Here is a 21137-nt window from a genome sequence, read left to right as displayed (position 1 = left end):
TCCCTGACCGGTCCCTGACATCCGCTCTTCACGCAGAGCACCGAACGAGGAGGCCGCCGTCGTGCAGGAGAATCCAGGACCCGCTACGCCGGCGGTTTCTTCGTATCCGGACCCGCTCCGCTGGAAGCGGGTGATGTTGAAGCTGTCCGGTGAGGCGTTCGCCGGCGGCGAGCCGCTGGGCATCGACCCCGGCGTCGTCGGGCACCTCGCCGACTCGATCGCCGAGGCCGTACGCGGCGGCGTGCAGGTCTCGGTGGTCGTGGGCGGCGGGAACATGTTCCGCGGCGCGGCCATGGCCGAGCGCGGCATGGACCGGGCCAGGGCCGACTACATGGGCATGCTCGGCACGGTCATCAACTGCCTGGCCCTCCAGGACTTCCTGGAGAAGCGGGGCGTCGACACCCGCGTCCAGACCGCGATCACCATGCAGCAGGTCGCCGAGCCGTTCCTGCCCCGCCGGGCCATCCGCCACCTGGAGAAGGGCCGCGTGGTCATCTTCGGGGCGGGGCTCGGCTCGCCGTTCTTCTCCACCGACACCTGCGCCGCGCAGCGGGCGCTGGAGATCGGTGCCGAGGCGCTGCTCAAGGGCACCCAGGTGGACGGCGTCTACGACGACGACCCCCGCAAGAACCCCGACGCCGTCCGGTTCGATCACCTCGAATACGGTGAGGTGCTGACCCGCGGTCTCGGGGTCATGGACGCCACCGCCATCAGCCTGTGCATGGACAACAACCTTCCCATCGTGGTCTTCGACCTCATGGGTGAGGGCAACATCCTGCGCGCGGTGCGCGGTGAGAAGATCGGGACGCTGGTGAGCCCGGCGCACTAGCGCGGGAGCGAGCCCCGGGGCGGGCGGAGCGGACGTGAGCCCGACGCGCCCCGGTGGTGATCGAGCGAGAAGACAGGATGCGAACCTGACGCAGCGAGCGGAGTGGTACGCGAGCCATGGCGGCCCCGGGCGGGCCACCGCGGTGATGGCGTCCCGCGAAGTGCGTGAGGATGGGGAGTGACCGAGAAGACAGGGAGCCGCTGTGATCGACGAAACCCTCCTCGAAGCCGAGGAAAAGATGGACAAGGCCGTTTCGGTGGCGAAGGACGACTTCGCGGCCATCCGCACGGGCCGTGTCACCCCGTCGATGTTCAACAAGATCAGCGCTGAGTACTACGGGACGCCCACCCCCATTCAGCAGCTTGCCTCGTTCCACGTGCCCGAGGCGCGCATGGTCATCATCCAGCCCTTCGACAAGGGCTCGATGGCCGCGATCGAGAAGGCGATCCGCAACTCCGACCTGGGGGTGAACCCCGGCAACGACGGAGCCGTGATCCGGGTGGCCTTCCCCGAGCTGTCGGAGGAGCGCCGCAGGGAGTACATCAAGGTCGCCAGGAACAAGGCGGAGCAGTCCAAGGTCTCGATCCGCAACATCCGTCGCAGCGCGAAGGAGACCTTGGACAAGATGATCAAGGACGGCGAGGCCGGTGAGGACGAGGTGCGCCGCGCGGAGAAGGAGCTCGACGACCTCACCCAGAAGCACGTCGCCAAGATCGATGAGCTGCTCAAGCACAAGGAAGCCGAACTTCTCGAGGTCTGAGTCCTGATCCTTGTCCCGCGCGGGCCGCCCGTGCGGGACAGGGATTTTGTGCGTGTAGGAAAGTAGGACCCCTGTGGAACCCGTGGCGGGCAGTAGCCGTACCGGCCGGAACCTTCCCGTCGCCGTGGCGGTGGGGCTCGCTCTGGCTGCGGTCATCATCCTCTCCCTCTACTTCGTAAAGGTGCTCTTCCTCGCGGTGGTGATCGCGGCGGTGGGCATCGGCGTGACCGAGCTGGTGCGGTCGTTCGAGGTCCGGGGCATCAAGGTGCCGCTGATCCCGGTGCTGGCCGGCATGGCCGCCATGCTGGCCGGTGCGTACTGGGGCTCTGAGCTGACCGGTTCGTCCTGGGGCGGGGCCACCTGGCTGGTCGGCGTCTTCGCGATGACCGTGCTGGTGCTGATGATCTGGCGGATGTTCAAGGGCACCGAGAACTACGTCCGCGACATCACCGCGACGATCCTGGTCGTCGTCTATCCCTCGCTGCTCGCCGGGTTCGTCGCGCTGCTCCTCGCCGACCCGGACGACGGCCCGGGACGGGTGGTGGTCTTCATCGCCACCACGGCCGCGAGCGACATCGGCGGCTACTTCGCCGGGATATCGCTGGGCCGCCACCCGATGGCGCGGGTGATCAGTCCCAAGAAGACCTGGGAGGGCTTCGCCGGGTCGGCGCTGGCCTGCATGGCGGTGGGCGGCTGGCTGGTGGCGTGGCTGCTGCAGGAGGAGATCTGGAAGGGCGTCCTGATCGGCGCGGTGATCGTGGTCTTCGCCACCCTGGGTGACCTGGTCGAGTCGGTGATCAAACGCGATCTCGGCGTCAAGGACATGGGAAGCGTGCTGCCCGGCCACGGCGGCATGATGGACCGCCTCGACTCCATGGTGGCGGCGCTGATCCCGGTCTGGGTGCTGCTCACCCTGCTGGCCTGAGCCCGCCCGCGCCACCGGCCGGGCCGCACCACCCGTCACGGACCGCGCCGTCCGTCCCCGCCGTCCCGCGCTCCGCTCCGTAGGCCGTGCCGGTACGGCCCGGACAGGGTACGGCCCGGAGCGGAGGACGGCCCGGAGCCGAGGACGGACGGTCAGCCGTCGCCGGTCAGCCGGGTCGCGGAGAGCCGGGGGAGCACGGCCCGGTGGCCCCGTGCCGAGACCAGGTCCAGTTCGCCGGGGGTGAGGGGGACGAGCCAGAGCCACTGGACGGAGTCCCCGCCGAACGAGAAGCCCGACAGGTCGGGCAGACCGGGCAGGCCGGTCAACATGATGACGCCACCGTAGGCGGGGCCGAGCGGGAAGGTCTCGGGCCGGTGGTACCAGCGGGCGGTGTGGCCGTGGCCCAGCCAGGTGACCGAGTGCCAGGGGTACTGTCCCAGCCACAGGAAGAGCCGGGCGGCGTCGCGGGCGTCCCCGGGGGTGGCGACGGCGAGCTCCACCCGGGCGCAGGCGTCGGGCCGGTCGATGTACTGCTCCACGGTGGGCATCCGCTGGCAGCTCATCCCGACCGTGGACAGGATCGTGTGGTCCCTGCTCCCCTCGGGTGGCCGTTCGGTGATGCCCACGGTCGGCAACCGCTCGCCCGCGGCGTCCCAGAACCTGCCTGCGGGACCGACCGCGCGGTCCAGGTGACCCATCACGAACTGCTGGAAGGTGGCCCAGGCGCCGTCGCCCCGGCGCCACTCCCAGTAGGAGCGGGCCTGGGCGATCCGGGGGGCCAGGCCGTCCTGGGCCTCCCGCAGGGGCCAGGCGAACGGGGACTCGCCCACCGCGTCCCGGGAGTAGCCGGGCATCCCCCTGCTCATGTCCGCCCAGCCCGGAATGACCGCGAGCAGATCGTCGTTCTCGTACAGGGCGACGCCGTCGCCCTCCTCGAACCACAGGGCCCGCAGGGTGCCCAGGGGGCCTCTGCCGCCGGGGTGCCGGGTGTCGGCCCGGGGCACGACCGGGGGCAGTTCGGAGGTCAGGCGGGCCGGGTCGATCGTGTCCGGTGCCGGGCCGTGGTTGGCCAGCCAGACGGCTCCGTGCACCGTTCCCTGTGACCCGCACAGGTAAGCTACCGAGGAAGTCTCGTCGCGTTCGACCACCAGGGTGCGGCTCCCGTAGGGATTGACGTCGGTGAGTATGACCTCGACGCCGTCTCCCCGCTCTCCCGTAGGGCGGTTTGTCGCCATATCTTCGGACTTTAGATCACGGTCGGGCACCGCTTCGAGTATTCGCGTAACCGTCGAGAGAAGGCGTTGGACTTGTCGAGTGTCAGCCCGCCCGGGACCCCCGTACCCGGCCAGCTCACCTTCGTGGCGCCGCGCCGGGCCAAGCCCGCCCGCCACCTGGCCGACCTGACCATGGCCGAGCGCCGGGCGGCCGTCGCCGAGCTGGGCGAGAAGCCGTTCCGCGCCGACCAGCTCTCCCGGCACTACTTCGAGAGGCTCACCGGCGACCCGGAGCTGATGACGGACCTGCCTGCCGCGGCCAGGGAGAAGCTCGCCGAGGCGTTCTTCCCCACGCTGCTGACCCCGGTCCGGGAGATGACCACCGACGCCGGCACCACCCGCAAGACGCTGTGGCGGCTCTTCGACGGCGCGCTGGTCGAGTCGGTCCTGATGCGCTACACCGACCGGACGACCATGTGCGTCTCGTCGCAGGCGGGCTGCGGCATGAACTGCCCGTTCTGTGCCACCGGACAGGCGGGCCTGACCCGCAACATGACCACCGCCGAGATCGTCGAGCAGGTCGTCGCCGGTGCGCGGGCCCTCGCGGCCGGTGAGGTCCCGGGAGGTCCCGGGCGGGTCAGCAACGTGGTCTTCATGGGCATGGGCGAGCCGCTGGCCAACTACAAGGCGGTGATCGGCGCCGTCCGCCGGCTGGTCGAGCCCGCCCCCGACGGCCTGGGCATCTCCGCCCGCGGCGTGACCGTCTCCACGGTCGGCCTGGTCCCGGCGATCGGCAAGCTCGCCGCGGAGGGCCTGCCGGTCACGCTGGCGCTCTCGCTGCACGCCCCCGACGACGAACTGCGCGACACCCTGGTGCCGATCAACACCCGCTGGAAGGTCGCCGAGGTCCTGGACGCGGCCTGGGACTACGCGGCGAGGACCAAGCGCCGCGTCTCCATCGAGTACGCGCTGATCAAGGACATCAACGACCAGGAGTGGCGGGCCGACCTGCTCGGCAAGCTGATCAAGAACAAGCTGGTGCACGTCAACCTGATCCCGCTCAACCCGACCCCGGGCTCCAAGTGGACGGCCTCCCGCCCGGAGGACGAGCGGGCCTTCGTCCGGCGCCTGGAGTTCCACGGGGTGCCGGTGACGGTCCGCGACACCCGGGGCCGTGAGATCGACGGTGCCTGCGGCCAGCTCGCCGCCGCCGAGTAGCCCCCGCGTCGGCCGGGCCGTCAGCCGGAGGGCGACGACGGGGGGACGTCGGGCACCCGTGGCGGTGCGGGCAGGGCCCTGACCGCCACGCGGGTGAGTGTCAGGCCGCACAGCAGCACCGCGACGAGCTGTCCGATGTTCACGGCCGCCATGACGCGGGTGGCCGGGTCGACGGCGTCGACGGTCAGGAAGGCGACGCGGGCGAGCACCACCGACACGGACAGGACGGCCAGTGCCAGCGGCAGCGCGGGGTCACGCCCGCCCGGAGCCCGCGGACGCCTTCCCAGGCAGATCGCGCTCGCGACCAGGAACGCCAGGCAGGCCGTCCCCGAGGTGCTCAGCCACGGCCACAGCCACGACCAGAGGTGCCAGTCGACGGTCCGTGACATTCCCGGCGAGCCGAGCACGCTCAGGAGCACGTGCAGCGGGACGCCGGCGAGGACGGGCAGGGCGGCCGTCCAGCGGGGGTGACGCGGTGGCGGCGCGTCGCGGTGGAAACCGGTCACCAGGGCCAGGACGGGCACCGCGAACAGCAGGCCGTACACGACGGCGTTGCCGGTCCCGTGCCCGCCCTGGGCGAGGGGGCCGTAGAACGACACCAGGGCGAGCAGTGCCAGGATCTTCGCGGTGCGGGGGTGGCCGCGCACGAGCGTGCCGAAGACCGCGATCCACAGCAGGTAGCCGAGTATCTGCGCGGTGCCCGACAGCCACTGCTCGGACCAGACCTCGCCGGGGACGGCCGGCCGGCCGGTGCTCAGGGAACCCCGCACGGCCTCCAGGAACCAGGCGCAGCTCATCGTGGCGTGGAAGAGCAGCCCGAGCACGGCCGCCAGGCGGACCGCCCGGCCCCAGGCGAGGAAGCGCGGTGCCGCGCCGGCGCCGCCCAGCCGCACCCTCAGCGACAGGGCGGCCACGCTGGCGACCTCCGACCAGCGGGGCCGGGGGTCGTTGGCGTCGGTGAGGCCGGCCGCCCCCTCCAGGAAGGCGCAGACCATCTCCTCCTCCCGCTCGGCGCGGTAGGAGGCGGGCAGCAGGCGCAGCACGCGCCGGTAGCGGTCCTCCAGCAGGCTCACGCCACACCCCCCGCGTGCCGGAGGCGCAGCCGCTCGCGCGCGCTCCTGACGTTCTCCGCCAGCCGCGCGGCCTCGGCCTCCAGTGCCCGTGCCCCGGACTCGGTGAGCCGGTAGTAGCGGCGCAGCCGCCCCTGCTGCGCCTCCTCGCGGTCCAGCGCCACCAGCTCGTCGGCGGCCAGCCGGTCCAGCACGCCGTACAGCGTGCCGATCTTCAACTCCACCCGCCCGCCCGAGAGCCTCTCGACCTCCTGCACGATGCCGTAGCCGTGCCGTGGAGCGTCGACCAGTGCCGTGAGGACGAGGAACGCGGGTTCCGTCATCGTGCGTTGGCTCATGCGAACAGCATATCCTGTCAGACAGGATATCGGGCCTGTGTGATCGGCAGGGATTCCGGTGCGCCGCTCCCGACCGCGCTCCTCACGAAACGGCGGCCAGGGAACCGGTCATCGAGCGACCATCGTGTCAGCGACCCTGCGGCCATCCTGTCGGCAACTCTCCGACCATTCTGTCAGCCACCTTGCGACCATCCTGCCGGCGAATCCGAGATATGCCATGCTCTTCCCATGGTCAGCGACTCACGGACGCCTCTTGGGAAAGTGCTTCCGCGACGCGCGGGGAAAACCGTCGAGGAGGCCTGTCCGATACTCGTGTCACCCTCGTGACGGGGGCGCCATGCGGACGCTCCCGTTCGGTGACCGCATGCGGGCCATGCCGGTGAGCGCACTCTGGGAGGTCGCCGCCCCGCACGGGTGAACGTCCGGGCGATCCGCTCGTGGCCGGTCCGGCTCCCTCGGCATCCGTGTCGGACGCCACGGGGTCGTTCAGGGGTTCAGGCGGCGCAGGCGCGCGTACAGCAGGAGGCTCGCGGCGATCCAGAAGAGGGTGGCGGCGGAGATGGGCAGCAGGACGGTGTCGAGCACCCCGGCGTTGGCGGCGCGCATCCACGGCATGATCGGGACCACCAGGCGGCCCACGGGGGTGAGGCTGACCAGCAGGAGCACGACGTAGCCGCCGAACAGGACGAGCATCGAGACGGCGGGGGAGGCCAGGATCGGGCGGCTGGTCAGCGCGCCCAGGGCCGTTCCGGTGCCCAGGCCGAGCAGGTGCAGCGCGACGCCGCGCGCCAGGTCGGCGGGGGCCGGCATGGCGGCGAAGCCGTGGAGCAGCGGGAACCCGACCGCGATCGCGGCGAGACCGAGGTTGACGGCCAGCGCGGCGAGCAGCCCCGCGCCGATCTCGCGGCCCGGACGCCCGGCCGCCGTCATGGAGATCAGCCGCTGGGTGGAGGGCTCGGTGTCGAGCAGTCCCCGGGCGGCCCAGGCGAAGACGAGGATCAGCAGCCCGGCCGAGTCGGCGTAGGCGGTGAGCTCCTTGCCGGGCGGGGTGAGCGTGGAGTAGAAGATCACCAGCATCACGAACAGCCCGATCGTCGGCTGGAGCAGCCGGTGCGAGCGGCCGTAGGCGGCGAGCTTGAAGCGTACGAGGTGGATCACGATGACCGCCTGGTGAGGTAGCCGTCGGCGCGGAGCTTCTGCTCGACCTCGTCGGCCTCGTGCGCGTCCACGACCACCTCGATGACCACCCGCGGGGGCGGTCCCTGCGAGACGTCCCGGGACGAGGACGACGGTTCCGCCGAGGGGGCCGGCGGGGACGGGGACGTCCGGCCGCCGGGCGGGGCGGGAGCCGAGGGGGTGCCGACGGTGACGCCGCCGTCGGCGACGAGCCAGTGCTCGGCGCCGGGGAAGTCCCGGAGCTGGTTCTGGTGGTCGCTGACCACGACCGCCCCGCCGCGGGCGGCGATCTCGCCGATGATCACGGGAAGTTCGGCCCGGGTCTGCTCGTCGAGCCCGGCGAAGGGTTCGTCCAGGATCAGCAGGTCCGGAGGGGCCAGCAGCGACTGGATGATCCCGATCTTCTGCGCGCTGCCCTTGGACAGGTCGCCGAGCGGCTGGTCGAGCAGGTGGGTCGCGTTCAGCCGTCCCGCCAGGTCCGTGGCGGAAGCCGGGGACACGCCCCGGATCCTGCACATGTGGGCCAGGTAGTCGGCGGCGGTGAACGGCTGGCCGACCGGGAACACGTCGGGGGCGTAGCCGACGACGGCGGGCCGGTCGGGGATCGTGCCGCGGGACGGGGGGACGAATCCCGCCAGCAGGCGCAGCAGCGTCGACTTCCCGGCTCCGTTGCGGCCGGTGACCTCGACGACGGAGCCGGAGGGGAGGGTGAGCTCGACGTCCTTGAGGATCCACGGGCCACGGCGCGAGTATCGAAAGGACACCGTGGAGAGCCGCATAAGCCGCAACCTTACCGTGATCACTCGTTTCACCGTCCGGCCTTCCGGGACGAAACCACCCCGCCCTTCCGGAACGAAGTCCTGTCCGGCCTTCCGGTACGAGATTCCGTCCGGTCTTGAAGGGCTCGGTCTTGAAGGGTCCGGTCTTGAGGGGCGAAGCCCGGCCGGACGGATGGACGGGCGCGGCCGGAATCCACGCCCGTCCGCGATACCGTCGGGATCTCTCGCTTTTGTCCGGTGATTCCCCTCAGAATGGATTCCCTCCGGTAAAGGCCGATCGGGAAAAGGCGAAAGGATGCGGGATTGAACCGCTTTCCACGGGTTCTCGGGGTGCGTATGGGATATGACCCCGATCAGGTGGATCTGCTGATTCGTCGGATCGAGGGCACCCTCGGCAGGGGCTCCCTGGAAGGGGAGCCGATCACCGCGGACGAGATCCGCGACGCCCGTTTTCGTACGAAGCTCGGCGGTTACCACGAGATCGCCGTTGATTTCGCGCTTGAGGCGTTCATCGTCGCGATAGAGACGAGACAGACCGCGAAGGCCGGTCAGGCCGGGCAGACCGCACGGGTCGAGCAGACCGCGCAGGTCGAGCAGGACGCACGGGTCGAGCAGACCGCGCGAACCGGCCAGGGGGTACGGACGGCGCAGGTGGCGCAGTCCGCGCAGCCCGCGCAGTCCGGCCGGGTCGCGGAGGCCGCCCGGGCCGCGCATACCGCTCAGGCAACCGAGGCCGCTCAGGCAGCCCAGGCCGCTCAGGCCGAGACCGTACAGATCGCGTGGGACGGTCCGCCCGGCGGCCAGGAGCCCTCGGTGCCCCGGCAGGCCGCGCCCGGGGTGACGGAGTGGCCCGAGCCCGGGACATCGGGCGCGCAGCCGGGGTCGGCCCTCCCGGACCCGGCGCACGGCGACCGGGACGCGGCGCACGGCGACCCGGATCCGGCGTACGGCGAGCAGGGCCCGGAGCCCGGCGCGTACCCCCGGGACGCGGGGCCGCCGGGCGTCCTCGGCCCCGGTGACGCCGAGGAGCACGCCGCCCGGATCGAGCGGGTCGCGTTCCGGCCCGGACGTCTCGGCATGGGCTACCGGGAGGAGGAGGTCGACGCCTTCCTCGACCGGGTCGTGGCCACCCTGCGCGGTACCACCGAACGGCCTCTCAGCGCCGATGACGTGCGCGAGGCCAGGTTCGCCACGGTGATGCTGCGGCCGGGGTACGCGGTCGCCGAGGTCGACGAGTTCCTGGCCGACCTGGCGGGGGTGATGGAGGCCCGCCTCGGCCGGTGAGCGCGCCGGAGGACGGTGTCGGCAGGGTGCCCCGGGTCGGCGGGGTGCCCCGGGGGGCGGCGCCGGCGGGATGTCCCGGAGGACGGCGTCAGCGGGTGCCCCAGGAGTAGGTCTGCTTGTGCAGCTTGAGGTAGACGAAGGTCTCGGTGGCGCGCACGGTGGGGATGGCGCGGATCTTGCCGAGGATCTCCAGCAGGTGCTGGTCGCTCTCGCAGACCACCTCGACCATGATGTCGAGCGACCCGGCGGTCAGCACGACGTAGTCGATCTCCTTGATCGCCGACAGCTCGTCGGCGACCGTCTCCAGGTCGCCCTCGCACTTGATGCCGATCATCGCCTGGCGGGAGAAGCCCAGGGTGAGCGGGTCGGTCACCGCGACGATCTGCATGACCCCGGCGTCGAGCAGGCGCTGGACCCGCTGCCGTACGGCGGCCTCGGAGAGCCCGACGGCCTTGCCGATGGCGGCGTACGCCTTGCGCCCGTCCGCCTGGAGCTCCTCGATGATCCGCTTGGAGAGGTCGTCGAGGACGAAGGGGCCTGGCCGGGCGTCGTTCTCGCGGCGTACCTTGGGCGGCGTCGTCATCCGCGCTCCCTGGCGTCATGTTGCTGGCCTGTTGCCGTCACGTTGCGGCTCCGATGCGACATGCTGTCAGTTCCGGTGCTTCTGTCAAGTGATTTCGTAGCAATTTGGTATCTTAACAACGAAATCCCTTGTCGCAGGTTTTTCTCTCTGTAAGAGTCGCGAGACTCAGCCCCGATTCATGAGGAGGCCGACGGTGACCACCCCGGTTGATCTGCCCCGCCTGCGGAACTACATCGACGGTGAGCTCGTGGAGTCCGGGAGCGGCCGGTTCTCCGACGTCGTCGACCCCTGCACCGGGGAGGTCTACCTCAAGGCCCCTGTCTCGGGGCAGGAGGACGTGGACGCGGCCTACGCCGCGGCGTCCGCCGCGTTCGAGACGTGGAGCACGTCCACCCCCGGAGAGCGCGCCAACCTGCTGCTGAAGGTCGCCGACGCGATGGAGGCGCGGGCGGACGAGCTGAACGAGGCCGAGTGCCGCAACACCGGCAAGCCGCGCGCCCGGATGGCCGAGGACGAGACCCCGGTCGCGGCCGACCACTTCCGCTTCTTCGCGGGTGCCGCGCGCACCCTGGAGGGCCCCACCTCGGGTGAGTTCCTCGCCGAGCACACCTCCGTGATCAGGCACGAGCCGATCGGCGTGGTCGGCCAGGTCACGCCGTGGAACTACCCGATGATGATGGCGGTCTGGAAGATCGCCCCGGCGCTGGCCGCGGGCAACACCGTGGTGCTCAAGCCCTCCGACACCACCCCGGTCTCCACCGTCAAGCTGGCCGAGATCATCGGCGAGATCCTGCCCAAGGGCGTGTTCAACGTCGTCGTCGGCGACCGGGAGACCGGCGCGCTGGTCGTCGGCCACCCGGCCGCGTCGATGGTCGCGATCACCGGCTCGGTTGGCGCCGGCATGGCCGTGGCCCGCAGCGCCGCCGACGACGTCAAGCGGGTCCACCTGGAGCTGGGCGGCAAGGCCCCGGTCGTGGTGTTCGACGACGTCAGGGACCTCAAGGCCGCCGCCGAGACCATCGCCACCGCGGGGCTGTACAACGCCGGTCAGGACTGCACCGCGGCCTGCCGCGTCCTGGTCCACGAGAGCGTCCACGACGAGTTCACGGCCGCGCTCGTCGAGGCGGCGGCGGGCACCGTGACCGGCGACCTGGACAACGACGAGGCGCTGTACGGGCCGCTCAACAACCCCGACCAGCTCGCCAAGATCACCGGCTTCCTGGAGCGCGTCCCCGGCCACGCCAAGGTCCTGACCGGCGGCTCCCGGATCGGCGAGAAGGGCTACTTCTTCGCCCCCACCGTCGTCGACGGCCTGCGGCAGGACGACGAGATGGTGCAGGACGAGGTGTTCGGCCCGGTCATCACCGTGCAGACCTTCTCCGACGAGGCCGACGCCATCGCCAAGGCCAACGGGGTCAGGTACGGCCTGTCCGGTTCGGTGTGGACCTCCGACCACGGCCGCGCGATGCGGGTGTCGAACCGGCTGGACTTCGGCGTGGTGTGGGTCAACACCCACATCCCGTTCGTCTCGGAGATGCCGCACGGCGGGTTCAAGCACTCCGGTTACGGCAAGGATCTGTCGGTTTTCGGCCTGCACGATTATCTTCGCGTGAAGCACGTCATGCACTACATCGGCGAGTAGGTATGAAGAGAGGGATAAGCCTGGAATGACCGAAACTCAGGCGGGTACGGGGGCGGCCGAGGCCGTCTCCGGCCCGCCCACCGTGCCGGCGATCGAGCTCGACGGAGTCGTCAAGGAGTACGTCTCCCGCGGCGAGGTCGTCCAGGCGGTCGGCGGCGTCACGCTGAGCATCGTCGAGGGGGAGTTCTTCTCCCTCCTCGGCCCCTCGGGCTGTGGCAAGACCACCACCATGCGCATGATCGCCGGGTTCGAGGATCCCTCGCGCGGCACCGTGCGGCTGCACGGCCAGGACGTCACCGGGGTTCCGCCCAACCGGCGCGACGTCAACATGGTCTTCCAGTCCTACGCCCTGTTCCCGCACATGAACGTCTGGGAGAACGTCGCCTTCGGGCTGCGGCGCAGGCGCGTCCCCGGCGACGAGATCAAGCACCGGGTCGGCGAGATCCTGGAGATCGTGGACCTCACCGGCCGGGAGAGGCGCCGGCCCAGGGAGCTGTCCGGCGGCCAGCAGCAGCGGGTCGCGCTGGCCCGCGCGCTGGTCAACCGGCCCCGGGCGCTGCTGCTGGACGAGCCGCTCGGCGCCCTGGACCTCAAGCTCCGCCAGGCCATGCAGATCGAGCTCAAGCGCATCCAGCGCGAGGTCGGCATCACGTTCGTGTACGTCACCCACGACCAGAGCGAGGCGCTCACGATGAGCGACCGCATCGCGGTCATGAACGAGGGCGCGGTCGAGCAGCTCGGTGCCCCGCGGGAGATCTACGAAAGGCCCGCCACGGCCTTCGTGGCCGGGTTCATCGGCACGTCCAACCTGCTCAGCGGCACCGTGGAGGGCCTGAGGGACGGTTTCGCGGTCCTGAGGCTGGGGGAGGACGACCACGTGCTCGCCGAGGGCGGATCGTTCCACGCCGGGGAGCCGATCGCGATCACGGTCCGCCCGGAGAAGATCGTCATCTCCACCGGGAGGCCCTCCGGCGACCTGAGCGTGGTCCGGGGCGTCGTCTCGGAGGTGGTCTACCTCGGCCTCTACACCAGCTACACGGTCCGACTGGCCCACGGGGCAGAGGTGACCGTCTTCCAGCAGAACGCCCTCGACAGCGCGAGCACGGCGGAGCGTGGCGACTCCGTCTGGCTGTCGTGGCGGCCGCACCACTCGTACGCGATCGGAAGTTGAGTCAGTTATGTACCCCCGTACCGACCCCGCCTTCCTGCGAGGCATGACGCAGAGCCGCTCCGTCACCCGTCGTGACGCCCTCCGTCTGGGGGGACTGTCGGCCGCCGGTCTCGCCCTCGCCGCCTGCGGGGTGGAGGGCAAGAAGGTGGCGCCGCCTCAGCGGGACGCCGTCGCCGAGTACTGGGCCTCCAAGAAGAAGACCGGCACGCTGCGCTTCGCCAACTGGCCGCTGTACATCGACAAGGAGGGCAAGAGGTACCCCTCGCTGGAGATGTTCACCGCCGACACCGGCATCAAGGTCACCTACCAGGAGGCCATCCAGGAGGTGGGCCCGTTCTTCGGCAAGATCCAGCCGTTGCTGGCCGCGGGGAACGACATCGGCTACGACCTGATGGTGCTGACCAACAGCATCCAGCTCAGCCGGGCCATCGCGCTGGGGTACCTGGTGCCGCTGGACCACTCCAAGCTGCCCAACTTCGCCGCCCACGCGAACTCCGCGGTCAAGGACCCGCCCTGGGACCCGGACAACGCCCACACGATCCCGTGGACGATCGGGGTGACCGGCATCGCCTACAACCCCAAGTACGTCGACAAGGTCACGAGCATGGCCGACCTGTGGAACCCCAGGTACGAGGGCAAGGTCGGCATGATGCTCGACACCCAGGAGGTCGCGAACTTCGCCATGTTCGCCCTGGGCATCGACCCCGAGACCTCCACCGAGGCCGACTGGAAGAAGGCCGGGGCCAAGCTCAAGGAGCAGCGCGACGCGGGCCTGGTGCGCAAGTACTACGAGAACGACTACGTCGACGCCCTGGCCCGGGGCGACATCTGGATCACGATGGCCTGGTCGGGCGACATCTTCCAGCAGGTCGCCGAGGGCAAGGACCTCAGGTTCGTGGTGCCCGAGGAGGGCGGCACGATCTGGACCGACAACATGTGCATCCCCAAGACCGCGCAGAACCCGGTCGACGCGCTGACCCTGATGGACTACGTCTACCAGCCCAAGATCGCCACGATGCTGGTGGAGTACATCAACTACATCACCCCGGTCTCCGCGACCAGGGAGCTGGTGCTGGCGGACGCGGACAAGGCCACGGGCGAGAAGAAGGCGTCGCTGAAGCAGATCGCCGAGAGCCCGCTGATCTTCCCGTCCGAGGCGGACCTGGCCAAGCTGCGCTCGTACACGACGCTGACCCCGGCGCAGGAGAAGGTCTTCCAGGACATCTTCCAGCCGATCACCCAGGGCTGACGGTGGCCCGCCCGTGAAACGCCTCACCCCCTACCTCCTCGTCCTGCCGGGCGGCCTGTGGCTGGTGATCTTCCTGGTGGTGCCGATGGTCTTCATGGCCTCGGTCTCGCTGCAGGAGGGCGACTCGCTGAACGGGTTCGTCCAGACCTTCAACGTCGGCATCTACGGCGACGTCCTGATCCAGTACCGGACGCAGTTCCTGCGCTCGGCCGGGTACGGCCTGATCGGCACGCTGATCTCCATCGCGCTGGCCTATCCGATGGCGTACTGGATCGCGTTCAAGGGGGGGGAGCGCAAGTCCACCTACCTGCTGCTGGTGCTGCTGCCGTTCTTCGTCTCGTTCGTGCTGCGCACGGTGTCGTGGAAGTTCCTGCTGGCCGACGAGGGCATGGTGCTGGGCCCGCTGAAGTCGGCGGGGCTGCTGCCCGACGACTTCCACGTGCTCCAGACGACCGCGGCGGTGATCGGCGGCCTCGTCTACAACTACCTGCCGTTCATGATCCTGCCGATCTACGTGGCGCTGGAGCGGGTCGATCCCCGGGTGATCGAGGCCGCCCAGGACCTGTACGCGGCCAGGCGCCAGGCCTTCACCAGGATCGTGCTCCCGCTCTCGCTGCCGGGGGTGTTCGCCGGGGTGCTGATGACGTTCGTCCCGATGACCGCCGACTACGTCAACGCGAGCATCCTCGGAGGCCCGGACAACACCATGATCGGCAACATCATCCAGGTCGAGTACCTGACCAACGGCGACTACCCGACGGCCGCGGCGCTGTCGTTCGCGCTGATGGCGGCGATGCTGATCGGCATCTTCGCCTACGCCAGGGCGCTCGGCACCGAGAACGTCCTCGAGGCGGCGGCCCGATGAGCGCGCGGACGACCGTGAACGTCCCCGGGAGCCCGGTGACCGCGAGGACGACCGTCGACCTTCCCAGGGGTGCCCGATGAGCGCGCAGACCATCGCGGAGGCGAACGCCCGCCCGGTCGCGCGCGGCAGGTCGCGGCTCGGGGACCGGTTGCTCAAGGGCTACGTCTGGCTGGTCCTCGCCTGGCTGTTCGTGCCGATCGTCGTCATGGTCGTCTTCGGCTTCAACGACACCCGCAGCAAGTCGAACGTGACCTGGCAGGGCTTCACCCTCAGGTGGTGGGGCCGGCTGGACGAGTACCCCCAGATGATCGAGGCGGTCGTCAACTCCCTGCAGGTAGCCGCGCTCGTCACGCTGATCACGACGGTGATCGGCACGCTCCTGGGCCTGGCCCTGGGCCGGTACCGGTTCCGCGGGCAGGGCTCCACCAACCTGGTGATGTTCGCCGCGATCGCCTCGCCCGAGATCGTCATGGGCGCCTCGCTGCTGTCGCTGTTCATCAGCGCCGGGGTCAAGACCGGCTTCGTGACCGTCGTCATCGCGCACGTGCTGTTCTCGCTGTCCTTCGTGGCGATCACGGTGCGCGCCCGGGTGATCGGGCTGGACCGGTCGATCGAGGAGGCCGCGCGCGACCTCGGCGCGTCCACCTGGGTGACCTTCTGGCGGATCACCTTCCCGATGATCCTGCCCGGCGTCGTCTCCGGCGCGCTGCTGGCCTTCGCGCTGTCCATCGACGACTTCGTGATCACCCAGTTCACCAACGGCGCGCTCCAGACGTTCCCGCTGTGGATCTTCGGTGCGACCAGGAACGGGGTTCCGCCGCAGGTCAACATCGTCGGAACGCTTATATTCGCGGTAGGCGTCGCGATCGCGGTGGTCAACTCGGTCACCGCGCGCCGCCGCACCTGACCGACGCCGAGCCCCGTGTCCCCATCGGGCGGCACGGGGCCTCGGTGTACACGTACTCCCGTACGGGAGGCTCCGGCACAGAACAGGGAGGCGAGATCGGATTCAGGCGGGGGGAACCCGCGCGTGGTCCCCGTGACCACGCGACACACCTAAAGACAAACTGACTCACGTAGGGAAGTGAGATCTGTGGATCCGCTGAAGGCTCTTGCTGACGCGGAGCGCAAGCCGTACTGGCTCGACAGTACGGCGAAACCGGAGCCGCTGCCGCGGCTCCTCGGTGACACGACCGCCGGACTGGCGGTGGTCGGCGGAGGCTTCTCGGGGCTCTGGGCGGCCCTGATGGCCAAGGAACGCGACCCGTCGCTCGACGTGGTCCTGCTGGAGGGCCGCCGGGTCGGGTGGGCGGCGTCGGGCCGCAACGGCGGCTTCGCGATGGCCACGCTCACCCACGGCATCGCCAACGGGCTGGAACGCTGGCCCGAGGAGATCGCCACCCTGGAACGCCTCGGCGTCGACAACCTCGACGAGATCGGCGAGGCCGTCGAACGGTACGGCATCGACTGCGGCTACCGGCGCACCGGCGAGCTGCACGTGGCCACCGAGCCGTGGCAGCTGGAGGAGATGAACCGGCACGTCGAGATCGCCCGGGAGATGGGCGCCCGCATCGACGTCCTGGACACCGAGCAGGTCCGGGCGGAGGTGAACTCGCCCACCTACATCGGCGGTCACTGGGAGCGCGACGGCTGCGCCATGATCGATCCCGCCCGGCTGGCCTGGGGGCTCCGGCAGGCCTGCCTCTCGCTGGGCGTGCGCGTCTTCGAGCGCACGCCGGTACGGGCGATGAAGGACACCCCGACGAGCATGGACCTGATCACCCCTCACGGCACCGTCAGGGCCCGCAAGGTCGCCCTGGGCACCGGGGTGTTCCAGCCGCTGCTGCGGCGGCTACGGCACTTCCTGGTGCCGGTCTACGACTACGCGCTGGTGACCGAGCCGCTCTCGGCCGAGCAGCTGGCCTCGGTGGGCTGGCACAACCGGCAGGGGGTGGGGGACGCGGCCAACCAGTTCCACTACTACCGGCTCACCGACGACGACCGGATCCTGTGGGGCGGCTACGACGCGGTCTACTACAACGGCGGCATGATCAAGCCCGAGTACGAGCAGCGCGACGAGACCTTCGTCACGCTGGCCGAGCACTTCGCCACCACGTTCCCCCAGCTCGACGGGGTGCGCTTCACCCACCGGTGGGGCGGGGTGATCGACACCTGCAGCCGGTTCAGCGCCTTCTACGGCCGGTCGCACGGCGGCCGGGTCGCCTACGCCGCCGGGTACACCGGCATGGGCGTCGGCGCGACCCGGTTCGGGGCCAACGTCATGCTCGACCTGCTCGCCGGGGAGCGGACCGAGCGGACCGAGCTGCGGATGGTGAAGGAGAAGCCGGTGCCGTTCCCGCCCGAGCCGGTCCGCTCGGCCGGGATCCAGATGACCCGCTGGTCGATCGCCCAGGCCGACCTGCACCAGGGCCGGCGCAACCTCTGGCTGCGTACCCTGGACCGGATGGGCCTGGGGTTCGACTCCTAGCGCGCCGGACGGTGCCCCGGCACCCGGCCCCGCGGCCGGGCCCCGGGGCACCGTCCCGCGTCCGGCTCCGGTCCCGTCCGCCCCCTGGGCGCCGTCCCGCGTCCAGGGCCGGTGCCGTCGGTCCGGCCGGGCGTCCCGCGTCCGGGGTCGGTCCAGCCGGGTTCCCGGGCGCCGTCCCGCGTCCCGGCCGGGCGCGTGTTGGCTTCCGCCCGGCGGGCCGTACAGACTTGCGCCATGTCGGAAAAAGTGACGTTCACCGCCGGAGGGGTCACCCTCGCCGGTGACCTGCGGGTCCCCGCGGCGCCGGGGCCGCACCCCGCCGTGGTCCTCACCGGGCCGTTCACCGGCGTCCGCGACCAGGTGACCGGCCGGTACGCCACCCTGCTGGCCGAGGCCGGATACGCGACGCTGGCCTTCGACCACCGCAACTGGGGCGAGTCGGGCGGCGAGCCGCGCTGCCACGAGGACCCGCAGGGCAAGCTGGAGGACCTTCGGGCCGCGGTGTCGCTGCTGCGCTCGCGAGGTGAGGTGGACGGCGGCAGGATCGGCGCGGTCGGGATCTGCCTCGGCGGGGGGTACGCGCTGAGGTTCGCCGCGTTCGACCCCCGGGTGAGGGCGTTCGCGGGCATCGCCGGGGCGTACAACAACCCCTACGCCATGCGGGCCGGGATGTCGCCCGACGGGTACCGGCGGGCGCTGGCCTCCTTCACCGAGGTGCTGGAGCGCCAGGACACGGGCGGCGAGACCGAGTACCTGCCCGCGGTGGCCGAGGAGGGGGAGGCGGCCATGCCCGGCGACGAGCCGTGGGCCTACTACGGCACCGGGCGCGGGGCCTCGCAGCACTGGCGCAACACGGTGACCAGGGCCTCGATCCGCGAGCTGATCACCATGGACAACATGACGGGCGCCGACTTCCTCTCGCCCACGCCCGGCCTGATCGTGCACGGGGTGGTCGACCGCTTCTGCTCGCCGGAGGGAGCCGAGGAGGCCTACCGGCGGATGGACGAGCCCAAGAGGATCGTCTGGCTGGACAGCAAGGTCCACATCGACCTCTACGACGCCGAGCCGCACGTCACCCGGGCGGTCGAGGCCGTCGTCGCGTTCTTCGGCGAACACCTCTGAGCGCCGTGTACGTCCTCGGGATGGACGTCGGCGGGACCTCCTCGCGGGCGCTGCTGCTGGACGCCTCCGGGCGGCGCTCCGGGTACGGCCACGCCGCGGGCGGCAACCCCGCGGCCCACGGCAACGCCGCGGCCGTCGCCAACATCGGCCTGGCGCTGGGGTCCGCCCTGCGCGGGACGGATCCGGCCCTGGTGGCCGGGGCGGTCGTCGGCCTGGCGGGCTCGGGCGCGCTGGAGCGGCCGGTGTTCGACCGCATGTGGGCCGCGACGGGACTGCGCGTCGCGCCCCGCCTCGTCGGGGACCTCGGCATCGCCTTCGCCGCCGGTACGGCGGAGCCGCACGGGACCGTGCTCATCGCCGGTACCGGGGCGATCGCCGCCAGGATCGAGGACGGCGAGCCGGTGACCGTCGCCGACGGGCTCGGCTGGCTGCTGGGCGACCAGGGGTCGGGGTTCTGGCTGGGCAGGCGGGCGGCCCGGGCCGCCGCCCGCGCCCTCAGCCGGGGCGACGCGGGCGGGACGCTGACCGGCCTGGTCATGGACGCCCTGCTGGACGACGCGCCGCCCCGCCCGGAGGCGACCGACCCGGAGACGCCCGCCCCTGGGAGGGCGGTCGTCGGCGAGATGGGCGACGGCGCCGCGGGGGAGATGCGGGCGCTGGCGATCAGGCTGGTGGTCCGCGCCCAGTCGCGCCCCCCGCTGGAACTGGCCAGGCTCGCCCCGCTCGTCGCGCGGGCGGCGGCCGAGGGCGACCCGGTCGCCCGGGAGATCGTGTCCACCGCGGCCCGGCTGCTCTGCGAGACGGTGGCCGAGGTCCGCCCCGCGGACGGGACGGGCCCGATCGTGCTGGCCGGTGGCGTGCTGGCCGGTGACGGCCCGGTCGGTGCCGCCGTACGGGAGAGGCTGGGCGCCGGGGCGGTGCCCGCGGGTGACGGCGCCGGTGCGGCGGCGTGGCTGGCCGGGCGGGAGGCGTTCGGCTGGGACCCGGAGACCGCCGCGCTGCTGCACGCCCGCATCGTCTTCGGCCGGTAGCCGCCGTCCTCCCGCGCGCCGGACGCCCGTACGCCGACCGAGGCGCTCGTGGACCGGACGGAGGGGCGGGGCGCGGCCGGGACCGGACGGGAGCCACGCGGGGGACGGCCGGGGTGCGGGGCGGGTACATACATCGATGTACGCCCCGGATGGGCCTGAGCGACGATGTCCCGGGCCCGGCCGGACGGGATCGTGGAAGGCGTGACACAACGCCGTATCGAAACACTCGACCTGCTCCGGGGCATCGCCATCGCCGGCACCCTGGGCACGAACATCTGGATCTTCACCGATCCCGGCGGGCCCGCCCAGGTCCTGAACGCGCTGGGCACGCCCGGGACGATGGAGACCCTCCTCCGCTTCGTCACCAACGGCAAGTTCCTGGCGCTGCTCACCCTGCTCTTCGGGATCGGCCTGGAACTGCAGTACCGCTCGGCCGCGCGACGGAACGCGCCCTGGCCCGGCTGGTACCTGTGGCGGGCCGGCCTGCTGTTCGTCGAGGGGCTGATCCACTATCTGCTGATCTTCGAGTTCGACGTGCTCATGGGGTACGCGCTGACCTCCGTCATCGTGGCGTACCTGATCGGCAGGAGCGACCGGGCGATCACGATATGGATGGTCACGGTCGGGTCGGTGTTCACCGTGCTGATCGGCCTGCTCACCGCGGTCATGCTCGCCGGGGGAACGGGCGCGGGCACGGCCCCGGCGCCCTCCACGCTCTTCACCACCGGCGGCTACCTCGACCAGGTCGCCGCCCGGATCGAGTCGTTCGGCCTGTACCGCATCGAGATCGTCGTCATCGTCCCGCTGGGCATCGTGCTGTTCCTGCTCGGTTCCCGGCTGATGCGCGCCGGGATGTTCGAGGACTCCGGGCGCGGCACCGCGCTCCGGCGGCGGCTCATGGTCGCCGGGTTCGCCGTGGGCGTGCCGCTGAACCTGCTCACCTCCTTCGCCGGGCCCGGCTGGTTCCTGGTGGACCGCTACCTGCTGCCCCCGCTGGTGGCGCTGGGCCTGCTCGGTCTCGTCGCGACCCTGGCGCGGCGGGCGACCGGTGCCCCCGGCGTGCTGAGGCGAGGGCTCACCAACGTCGGCCGTACCGCGCTGAGCTGCTACATCTTCCAGAACCTGGTCGCCTCCGCGCTCTGCTACGGCTGGGGTCTGGGCCTGGCCGCGCGTTTCGACGACCTGCGGCCGTGGTGGGTGCCGGTGGCCTGGCTGGTCATCTGCGCGCTCTTCATGACGCTGTCCACGCTCTGGCTGCGACGCTTCGAGCGGGGGCCGGTCGAGGCGCTGTGGCAGTGGGCCTACCTGGCGCCGCAGAGGCGCTCGAAGAGCCCCGGTGAGAACGTGGGCGCCTCCACCGGCCGGTAGGGACGCCCCGCGCCCCGCGCGTCCG

General features: G+C 71.1%; 20 protein-coding genes. 14 read left to right on the top strand and 6 right to left on the bottom strand.

Annotated features, from left to right (window positions below; all coding sequences use genetic code 11):
• The first annotated feature begins 61 nt into the window (after positions 1–61).
• The 3 genes from pyrH (at position 62) to ACIBCT_RS11040 (ending at position 2514) form a co-directional block, all read left to right on the top strand.
• Positions 62–829, top strand: coding sequence for a UMP kinase (pyrH, locus tag ACIBCT_RS11050; protein ID WP_399187232.1), 768 nt, complete (start codon positions 62–64; stop codon positions 827–829).
• A 202-nt stretch (positions 830–1031) separates the two neighbouring features.
• A complete protein-coding gene (gene frr / locus ACIBCT_RS11045; RefSeq protein ID WP_344906956.1) occupies positions 1032–1589 on the top strand; it encodes a ribosome recycling factor in 558 nt (185 codons plus the stop codon).
• 73 nt (positions 1590–1662) lie between these two features.
• Positions 1663–2514: a phosphatidate cytidylyltransferase gene (locus tag ACIBCT_RS11040; protein WP_399187231.1), complete on the top strand. Its 852-nt coding sequence runs from the start codon at positions 1663–1665 to the stop codon at positions 2512–2514.
• A gap of 152 nt (positions 2515–2666) precedes the next feature.
• Here the strand turns inward: ACIBCT_RS11040 and ACIBCT_RS11035 are convergent, their stop codons facing one another.
• A complete protein-coding gene (locus ACIBCT_RS11035) occupies positions 2667–3749 on the bottom strand; it encodes a suppressor of fused domain protein (protein ID WP_399187230.1) in 1083 nt (360 codons plus the stop codon).
• 72 nt (positions 3750–3821) lie between these two features.
• Here ACIBCT_RS11035 and rlmN point away from each other — a divergent pair, with 72 nt between their 5' ends.
• Entirely contained in the window at positions 3822–4946 is a 1125-nt protein-coding gene (gene rlmN, locus ACIBCT_RS11030) for a 23S rRNA (adenine(2503)-C(2))-methyltransferase RlmN (protein WP_399187229.1), read from the top strand.
• 20 nt (positions 4947–4966) lie between these two features.
• Here rlmN and ACIBCT_RS11025 read toward each other — a convergent pair whose 3' ends face one another.
• From ACIBCT_RS11025 to ACIBCT_RS11010, 4 genes are all read right to left on the bottom strand, one after another.
• Entirely contained in the window at positions 4967–6019 is a 1053-nt protein-coding gene (locus tag ACIBCT_RS11025) for a hypothetical protein (RefSeq protein ID WP_399187228.1), read from the bottom strand.
• Positions 6016–6354: a PadR family transcriptional regulator gene (locus tag ACIBCT_RS11020; protein ID WP_399187227.1), complete on the bottom strand. Its 339-nt coding sequence runs from the start codon at positions 6352–6354 to the stop codon at positions 6016–6018. The genes ACIBCT_RS11025 and ACIBCT_RS11020 overlap by 4 nt, the downstream gene beginning before the upstream one ends.
• A gap of 486 nt (positions 6355–6840) precedes the next feature.
• Entirely contained in the window at positions 6841–7512 is a 672-nt protein-coding gene (locus ACIBCT_RS11015) for a hypothetical protein (protein ID WP_399187226.1), read from the bottom strand.
• Positions 7509–8309, bottom strand: a complete 801-nt coding sequence (locus tag ACIBCT_RS11010; RefSeq protein WP_399187225.1) for an ATP-binding cassette domain-containing protein — start codon at positions 8307–8309, stop codon at positions 7509–7511. Before ACIBCT_RS11010 ends, ACIBCT_RS11015 begins: the two co-directional genes overlap by 4 nt.
• Before the next feature lie 357 nt (positions 8310–8666).
• Between ACIBCT_RS11010 and ACIBCT_RS11005 the strand changes: the two genes are divergently transcribed.
• Positions 8667–9593: a DivIVA domain-containing protein gene (locus ACIBCT_RS11005; protein ID WP_399187224.1), complete on the top strand. Its 927-nt coding sequence runs from the start codon at positions 8667–8669 to the stop codon at positions 9591–9593.
• 88 nt (positions 9594–9681) lie between these two features.
• On the opposite strand, the gene ACIBCT_RS11000 is transcribed toward ACIBCT_RS11005, so the two are convergent.
• A complete protein-coding gene (locus tag ACIBCT_RS11000; RefSeq protein WP_399187223.1) occupies positions 9682–10176 on the bottom strand; it encodes an Lrp/AsnC family transcriptional regulator in 495 nt (164 codons plus the stop codon).
• A gap of 193 nt (positions 10177–10369) precedes the next feature.
• Here ACIBCT_RS11000 and ACIBCT_RS10995 point away from each other — a divergent pair, with 193 nt between their 5' ends.
• From ACIBCT_RS10995 to ACIBCT_RS10955, 9 genes are all read left to right on the top strand, one after another.
• Complete coding sequence (locus ACIBCT_RS10995; RefSeq protein ID WP_399187222.1) at positions 10370–11818, top strand: gamma-aminobutyraldehyde dehydrogenase; 1449 nt, start codon at positions 10370–10372, stop codon at positions 11816–11818.
• Positions 11819–11843: 25 nt separating this feature from the next.
• Positions 11844–12989, top strand: a complete 1146-nt coding sequence (locus ACIBCT_RS10990) for an ABC transporter ATP-binding protein (protein ID WP_399187221.1) — start codon at positions 11844–11846, stop codon at positions 12987–12989.
• Between the two features lie 7 nt (positions 12990–12996).
• The gene (locus tag ACIBCT_RS10985; RefSeq protein WP_399187220.1) at positions 12997–14238 is read left to right on the top strand and encodes a spermidine/putrescine ABC transporter substrate-binding protein; all 1242 of its coding nucleotides are present in this window, start codon (positions 12997–12999) and stop codon (positions 14236–14238) included.
• 13 nt (positions 14239–14251) lie between these two features.
• Positions 14252–15103: an ABC transporter permease gene (locus tag ACIBCT_RS10980; protein WP_399187219.1), complete on the top strand. Its 852-nt coding sequence runs from the start codon at positions 14252–14254 to the stop codon at positions 15101–15103.
• Between the two features lie 76 nt (positions 15104–15179).
• Positions 15180–16010: an ABC transporter permease gene (locus ACIBCT_RS10975; protein WP_399187218.1), complete on the top strand. Its 831-nt coding sequence runs from the start codon at positions 15180–15182 to the stop codon at positions 16008–16010.
• A 186-nt stretch (positions 16011–16196) separates the two neighbouring features.
• Positions 16197–17591 carry an NAD(P)/FAD-dependent oxidoreductase gene (locus ACIBCT_RS10970; protein ID WP_399187760.1) on the top strand — a complete coding sequence of 465 codons (1395 nt, stop codon included), beginning with the start codon at positions 16197–16199 and terminating at the stop codon, positions 17589–17591.
• 234 nt (positions 17592–17825) lie between these two features.
• Complete coding sequence (locus ACIBCT_RS10965; protein WP_399187217.1) at positions 17826–18713, top strand: alpha/beta hydrolase; 888 nt, start codon at positions 17826–17828, stop codon at positions 18711–18713.
• Between the two features lie 20 nt (positions 18714–18733).
• Positions 18734–19744, top strand: a complete 1011-nt coding sequence (locus ACIBCT_RS10960; RefSeq protein ID WP_399187216.1) for an N-acetylglucosamine kinase — start codon at positions 18734–18736, stop codon at positions 19742–19744.
• Positions 19745–19945: 201 nt separating this feature from the next.
• Positions 19946–21112, top strand: coding sequence for a DUF418 domain-containing protein (locus tag ACIBCT_RS10955; RefSeq protein ID WP_399187215.1), 1167 nt, complete (start codon positions 19946–19948; stop codon positions 21110–21112).
• Positions 21113–21137 lie beyond the last annotated feature (25 nt).

The sequence above is a fragment of the Streptosporangium sp. NPDC050855 genome, from assembly GCF_044456585.1.
GTDB classification, from domain to species: Bacteria; Actinomycetota; Actinomycetes; order Streptosporangiales; family Streptosporangiaceae; genus Streptosporangium; species Streptosporangium longisporum.
This window is presented reverse-complemented; position numbering and strand designations above follow the sequence as displayed.

Coding starts and splice junctions, on each gene's coding strand:
- ACIBCT_RS11035 (WP_399187230.1), bottom strand. CDS start 3,749: ATGGCGACAAACCGCCCTACGGGAGAGCGGGGAGACGGCGTCGAGGTC.
- ACIBCT_RS11020 (WP_399187227.1), bottom strand. CDS start 6,354: ATGAGCCAACGCACGATGACGGAACCCGCGTTCCTCGTCCTCACGGCA.
- ACIBCT_RS11010 (WP_399187225.1), bottom strand. CDS start 8,309: ATGCGGCTCTCCACGGTGTCCTTTCGATACTCGCGCCGTGGCCCGTGG.
- ACIBCT_RS11000 (WP_399187223.1), bottom strand. CDS start 10,176: ATGACGACGCCGCCCAAGGTACGCCGCGAGAACGACGCCCGGCCAGGC.
- ACIBCT_RS10990 (WP_399187221.1), top strand. CDS start 11,844: ATGACCGAAACTCAGGCGGGTACGGGGGCGGCCGAGGCCGTCTCCGGC.
- ACIBCT_RS10985 (WP_399187220.1), top strand. CDS start 12,997: ATGTACCCCCGTACCGACCCCGCCTTCCTGCGAGGCATGACGCAGAGC.
- ACIBCT_RS10975 (WP_399187218.1), top strand. CDS start 15,180: ATGAGCGCGCAGACCATCGCGGAGGCGAACGCCCGCCCGGTCGCGCGC.
- ACIBCT_RS10965 (WP_399187217.1), top strand. CDS start 17,826: ATGTCGGAAAAAGTGACGTTCACCGCCGGAGGGGTCACCCTCGCCGGT.
- ACIBCT_RS10960 (WP_399187216.1), top strand. CDS start 18,734: ATGGACGTCGGCGGGACCTCCTCGCGGGCGCTGCTGCTGGACGCCTCC.